The 4,475-nt window shown below is 70.1% G+C and carries 5 protein-coding genes; 3 read left to right on the top strand and 2 right to left on the bottom strand.

Features of this window, described 5'->3' with window-relative positions; all coding sequences use genetic code 11:
* The first annotated feature begins 56 nt into the window (after nucleotides 1–56).
* Nucleotides 57–1,154 carry a J domain-containing protein gene (locus ACRDSQ_RS18345; RefSeq protein WP_431422743.1) on the top strand — a complete coding sequence of 366 codons (1,098 nt, stop codon included), beginning with the start codon at nucleotides 57–59 and terminating at the stop codon, nucleotides 1,152–1,154.
* A 344-nt stretch (nucleotides 1,155–1,498) separates the two neighbouring features.
* Here the strand turns inward: ACRDSQ_RS18345 and ACRDSQ_RS18340 are convergent, their stop codons facing one another.
* Entirely contained in the window at nucleotides 1,499–2,305 is an 807-nt protein-coding gene (locus tag ACRDSQ_RS18340; RefSeq protein WP_431422741.1) for a hypothetical protein, read from the bottom strand.
* Nucleotides 2,302–2,523, bottom strand: coding sequence for a hypothetical protein (locus ACRDSQ_RS18335; protein ID WP_431422740.1), 222 nt, complete (start codon nucleotides 2,521–2,523; stop codon nucleotides 2,302–2,304). Before ACRDSQ_RS18335 ends, ACRDSQ_RS18340 begins: the two co-directional genes overlap by 4 nt.
* Before the next feature lie 285 nt (nucleotides 2,524–2,808).
* On the opposite strand from ACRDSQ_RS18335, the gene ACRDSQ_RS18330 reads away from it, so the two are divergent.
* Both ACRDSQ_RS18330 and ACRDSQ_RS18325 read left to right on the top strand, forming a co-directional pair.
* A complete protein-coding gene (locus ACRDSQ_RS18330; RefSeq protein WP_431422738.1) occupies nucleotides 2,809–4,050 on the top strand; it encodes a TIR domain-containing protein in 1,242 nt (413 codons plus the stop codon).
* Between the two features lie 22 nt (nucleotides 4,051–4,072).
* On the top strand, nucleotides 4,073–4,475 hold a 403-nt coding region (locus ACRDSQ_RS18325), incomplete at its 3' end, for a toll/interleukin-1 receptor domain-containing protein (protein WP_431422736.1).

The raw sequence follows: 4,475 nt of genomic DNA, 5'->3' as shown, positions 1-4,475 counted from the left end.
CCCCACGAATGGGGTGTGCGGAGGACGGGAGCCGGGCCGTCTGAAATGATCGCGCTGTGGCGGAAGTCGACTACTACGAGCTACTCGGCGTGCGCAGGGATGCGTCGGCAGGCGAGATCAAGTCGGCGTATCGGGCGCTGGCGAAGGTCATGCATCCCGACGCGGGCGGGACGGCTGGGACGTTTCGGCTGTTGAAGACCGCCTACGAGACGCTGGCCGACTCCCGCAAGCGCGCGGAGTACGACCGGGGTGACCGGGAGCGGCCGACACCCGAGGTGCCCAAGCCGCGGGCGCGCAGGCGGATGTACCGGGACGAGCCGGTGTTCACCCCGCGCGGGTGCGACCTGCCGCCCGCGTCGCTGTCGTGGTGGCACCTGACCAAGCACCAGCCACGCATCGGCTACGTGCGCACGCCGGGGCACGCCCCCGCCGCGGCCGCGTTGATCGGCACGGCGTTGCTGACGATTCCGCTGCTGCTGTCGGGCGACCTGCCCACCGCCGTGCTGGTCTGCTGGCTCGCGCTGGTCGTGACCGCGCTGGGCGCGATGATCCGGCTGCTGCGGTCCTACCTTTCCGCGGCCCGGGCCAACCGGTCGGCGCTGGCGGAGTTCGGCGAGCGCACGGTGTTCGGTGTGGCCGACGACGAGCCGGTCGGCGAGCGGCTGACCAGTGAGATGCTGGTCAACTACCTGGCCAGGCTGCCAGGAGCCCGCGTGTTCCACGGGTTGTCGCGGCCGGGGTCGGTGTTCGCCGACATCGAGCACGCTGTCCTCTGTGGACACCGGCTGGTGCTGGTCGAGTCGAAGCTGTGGCTCCCCGGCCACTACGAGATCGATGACGACGGCTCCCTGTGGCGCAACGGCCACGCCTTCCGCGGCGGCACCACGAACCTGTTCCACGCGGTCGCGGCCTTCCAGGACCACCTACCGGACGTCGACGTCCGCGGGGTGCTGCTGCTGTACCCCAACCGCCGCGGCCCCCTGACCGCGGACGACGCCCCCGGGTTGGGCGTCTCGGCCATGGTCCCGGACCAGTTCGTCCAGGACATCGGCGACTGGTTGTCGGTCGACTGCGCATTGGTGGACCAGCGCATCCTGCGCAAGGTCCGCGCGCGCGTGGTGCGGGAACCGGACGCCGCTTCCGCTTCGGCTTAGGCGATCAATCGCGTTGTGGCGAGCGGTGTCCACTGGAGACACTGAGCCGTGCTCATCCTGGGAACCGGTCATGCGCCGGGCGAGGTCGCTGATGCTCTTCCCCCGGAAGCAGGCCGCCTGGTCCACGCAATCGTCGGCACCGAAGATCTGATCGCCCCCCGGCGGCCTGCGGGCGCGCGATGCCAAGACCGCCGTGAGTATCGCGCCGAGTTGCTGCTGCGGCCTGGAGACCTGGCGCGAATGGGCGTCCGTGCGCGATGGCGGGCAGCCGTGGGTAGCGCCTGTCTCGAAGTGCGGGGGATCTGGAAGCCAAGCTGGACCACAGCTTCCACATCACCGGCCGCTTAGGCGCATAAGGCCAAACCCAGCGGTCCCAGTTGGTCGGTCACGCCCGCCTTCGCCGCCAAGCCGACCAACCGCGCGCGCTGCTCCGGGCTCAGCGCCCGCACCGCCGTCGCGAGTCTGCTCAGGCCTGCGTCGTCCAGTGCCGCCAGCACGGGCAGGACGTCGCCGCCGAGTTCGTCCACCGTCGAGGTGTCCGCGTCGATCACCACCGCCAGCACGTCCGGGATCCGTGCGTCCGGGAGCATGGCGAAGATCGCCGCGAACCGGTCGTCGTTCTCGCTGTACACGGCGGTGCGCAGGATCGCTTCGGCATCCAGTTCTCGCACCACGACACGCAGGGTGGCGTCGGGGAGTTCGCCGATGAACCGGCCCATGCTGACGAAGTCACCTCGGCCGGTCAGTTCCGTGCCGACCTCCACGACCTTCGCCGCGGGCAGTGCCGCGAGCACCCCGGCGGCTCGGCGCGGGTCGAGTTCGGCGGCGACGTCGGCGAGGAACTCGACCGGGAGTCTGCCCGCCATCTCCACCGCCCGCTCCGGTTCGAGGAAACCGGCGATCCGCGCGCACAGGAGCGGGCCGAACGACTTCTGCGCGACGGTCGCGGTCACCGCGACCGGGACGAGTTTGCTCGCCGCGGCGATGCGTTCGAACATGCCGCGGTTGGCTCTGAAGAGGACGTCGGTGGCGCGCTCGCGGATGACCCGCAGCTCTTCGAGCGGGAGGTCCGCCAGGTACGAGAAGCGCTCGGGTTCGTCGCCGAGGAGCCTGGCCAGCTTGGCGAGTTCCGCCCGGACCTTGGCGTTCACAGGCCGATCACCTTGCGGACCAGCGGCCGGACCAGCCGGGGCACCTGCTTGAGCGACTCGTCGGCCGCCTTCGCCAGGCTCTCGCGCTGCCGCCTGCGCGCGTCGCGCAGGGCGCCGGTGAGATCGCTCAACGACTCCGCTTCGAGCGACTCGACCCCGGCGGGCAGCTCCGACCGGAACTGCCTGCGCAGCTCCGCCACCACCTCGTCACCCGTCACCGAAACCTCCCGTTCATCCGGCCCCAAGGTGAGTCATCGTCGCTCGCCCGCCATGGCGCCGCTCCGACGTCACTGAGAGCTACATCCTAGTTCCGGGCCGGGTTGTGTCACGTGCCTACAGAAACTAACGGACAGTTGTCACAACCGCCTCCAACCTGCTACCCGCTCATCACAGAGGGATACAAGGGCGTTTGCAGTAGGGCCATAGGTCCCTGTCCTCGCGTCCATCGGGCACATACCGTGCGGACACTTCCGCATCACAGCCAGTGAACGTGAGACGCCGAGATGCACGTATTCATCAGCTACTCCCGACGAGACCAGGCTTCGATCACCCAGCTGCGCGCGGATTTCGAACGACTGGGCCACCAGGTGTGGTTCGACCGGCAAAGCCACGGCGGACAGCAGTGGTGGGACGAGGTGCTGCACCACGTCCGCAGCTGCGTCGTGTTCGTCTTCGCCCTGTCCCCCGACTCCATCCGCTCGTCGGCCTGCCTGGCCGAACTGCGCTACGCCGCGGCGCTGCGCAGGCCGATCCTTCCGGTGATGGTGCGCCCGGTCCCCCGCGCCGACATCCCCGAGGGCCTCGGCGCGGGCGCCGTCGACTACACCGAGCGGTCCGCGGAGACCGCGATCTCCCTGCTCAAAGCGTTCAACGCGCTGCCCATGGCCAAACCGCTGGCTTCCCGCCTGCCCCTGGAGCCCGAGATCCCCGCGAGATACCTGCACGCCTACCTAGAGCGCATCGACGGTGACGAGCTGGCCGAGAAAGACCAGGTCGAGCTGCTCGACCAGCTGCGGACGCGGCTCACCGACGAGGACGAGCGGACGGAGGTGTGGAACCTGCTGGTGCGGCTGCGCGGCAGGCCGGGCCTGACCCGCCCGGTCGCCGACGCGATCGAGGACCTGCTCTCCCCCGGCTGGCAGCCCGACCCGCAGGGCCGGTTCGAGGCGCGCTACTGGGACGGCCAGGCGTGGACGACGCTGGTCGTGCAGAACGGGCAGGAGTTCGACGACCGCGGCAGGCCGCCGCGAGTGGACGTCGAGCCGCGCAGGCCCGCCGACGTCACCGAGATCCTGCCGCGCGCGCCGGCGCGGACTCCGGACGCGCCCGCGATCGGGCCACGTCGCAAGAAGACATTCCCCTGGCTGGTCGGCGCGGGCGTCGTCGTGGTGGCGGGCGGGATCGCGGGTGGGCTGCTGCTGCTCGGCGGCGCCGGACCGGACCCCGGTTCGGCGGTCCACGTGGCGCGCAAATTCGTCGACGCGGTCAACACGCGCGATGATCAAGCCATGCAGCAGTTCGTGTGCACGGCAGACCTGGAGAAGAACCGTCACCTGTATGGCGCATTCTTCGACACCGCCAATGTCACCCTGGAGAGTGTCGACGCCCACGGAGATGAGCCCAGATTCACCATCCTCGCTGCTCGTACCGTAGGCAACTCGTCGGTAACATTGAGCATCCCGCTGGCTGACCAGAACGGTGAATGGCGGGTATGTGACATCGACAAGGCGCTCTCTGGGCGCTGACGGCGCTTCGGGCGGAGTGGACATGCAGGTGTTCATCAGCCATGCGAGCCCGGATCGGGACGTCGCCGCCAGGTTGCGCGCCGATCTGGCGGCCATGGGCAGGCAGGTCACCATCGACGGCGGCGAGCCCACCGGGCCGCGCTGGTGGGACAGCGTGCTCGCGCGGATCGAGCGGTGCGAGGCGTTCCTGTTCGTGCTGTCGCCCGCGTCGCTGCGTTCGCCGGGCTGCATGGCCGAGCTGCGCTACGCGCAACAGCTGCGCAGGCCGATCCTCACGGTGCGAACCCAGTCGATGCCGGTGCCCGCCGACCTCGCGGGCACCGGTCGCTACGACCCGGCCATCGCAGGCGCCGACCGGGTACGCCTGCTGCGCGCCGCGATGCTCACCCTGCCCGCGCCCGCGCCGCTGCCGGTGACGCTGGCCC

The sequence above is a fragment of the Actinokineospora sp. genome (genome assembly GCF_050699995.1).
In the GTDB taxonomy this organism is placed as follows: domain Bacteria; phylum Actinomycetota; class Actinomycetes; order Mycobacteriales; family Pseudonocardiaceae; genus Actinokineospora.
The sequence above is the reverse complement of the archived record's forward strand: the minus strand, read 5'-3'. Positions and strand labels throughout refer to the sequence as shown.

What these genes read in the sequence shown, in the direction of transcription:
- ACRDSQ_RS18330 (WP_431422738.1), top strand. Translation starts at nt 2,809, where the DNA reads ATGCACGTATTCATCAGCTACTCCCGACGAGACCAGGCTTCGATCACC.